The organism is Lentibacillus persicus (assembly GCF_900112705.1).
In the GTDB taxonomy this organism is placed as follows: Bacteria; Bacillota; Bacilli; order Bacillales; family Amphibacillaceae; genus Lentibacillus; species Lentibacillus persicus.
Genome location: NZ_FOMR01000023.1, coordinates 1 through 1,355, shown reverse-complemented (window position 1 = coordinate 1,355; position 1,355 = coordinate 1). Strand labels below are relative to the sequence as shown.

At 36.9% G+C, this 1,355-nt stretch carries 1 protein-coding gene; it reads right to left on the bottom strand.

Annotation, left to right across the window (positions count from 1 at the left end; all coding sequences use genetic code 11):
- Nucleotides 1–591, bottom strand: a 591-nt coding sequence (locus tag BMZ22_RS16700) for a reverse transcriptase domain-containing protein (RefSeq protein ID WP_483867498.1), incomplete at its 3' end; no start/stop codon positions are given.
- Between the last annotated feature and the right edge of the window lie 764 nt (nucleotides 592–1,355).

Genomic DNA, 1,355 nt, shown 5'->3' with positions numbered 1-1,355 from the left:
TGACTTATCTTTTATTCCTAATGTCCAGATTTGTTTCAGTAATTTACTATGGTCAACATTGTCGAAAAATCCTTTTATGTCTACATCTATACAGTGATAGAGACCTGTCATATTGATAAGTGACTCTAATCTCGCTTTAGCATGGTAAGTACTTCTGTTTGGTCTGAAGCCATAGCTATGCTTATGAAACTTTGCCTCACAAATAGGTTCTAATACTTGTAAGATACATTGCTGGGCAATTCTATCCCATATTGTCGGAATTCCCAATGGTCTTAATTTGCCATTACCTTTGTCAATAAACACCCGTCGAACACTTTCTGGTTTATATGATTGAAACATACTTTGAACGTGTTCCATTACTTCTTCTATCGACAAGTCTTTAATATCATCAATCGTTAACTTGTTTGTCCCTGCTGTTTTACTCCCTTTATTTCTTTTGATGTTTCGATAAGCAAGACGTATATTATCATTGGAACTTATTAAATTCATTAAGTCATAGAAATTTTGACCATCGACACTTTGAGCGTATAAGTTATCAAAACGATGTTGCATATCATAATACTCGTTGTGTCTCAGTTTCTTCCGTTTCAACAAGTCGGTGACTCCCTTCGGAGTTGAACCTCTATTAGTCTTACAAGAACCTTGTTAATCGATAAAGTACTGCCATACATGGTTGAATGATTCTTCATTAGTCTAGTGGCTATCCCTCCATGTTGATTAGACATTTCATTGGTACTGTGCCACCACTTTCACTGATATAAAGATAAGTTATACAATAACTATTCTCATTGTTGTTTTCCTTATCAACGTTTCATAAAGAGTAAGCCCTCCACGTTATCAGCTTACAACGTTGAATTATATCTATTATAGAATGAACTTAGGTGCTTCCTGTAAGCCTGTTAGCCGTTCATATGCCTGTAACATATCGTGGACTTTCATAATTCCGATTCTTACTCAGCCACTGCTAACCTCACATTTGGTGATATACACAGTTTCTATGTATTGCGCGTTTAGACCCGTACCTTCAGAAGTTTGTCAGCGTAACCCTTTATTATAGGTTGTATTGCATTCTCACCATATTCATTCAACTCAAGCGTCATGATTTACACCACCCCTGCGGGTAGGCTTTCGTCAGCTAAACTGCACTGTTACGGTAAATTCTTACGCCTTTTCACCGAGCTTTTAACACTATCATTCTTACTAAATTCAGTGCTAATCGACTAAGAGAGAACCCTTCCAAACGTTACCTCTTCATTTGATTCTTCGATATAATCCTTCAATTCCATAGGGAATTGCCTAGACTTTACCAGAGAGATGTTAGCCATCCTCCATTTAAACTAAGAACGTTTCGCACC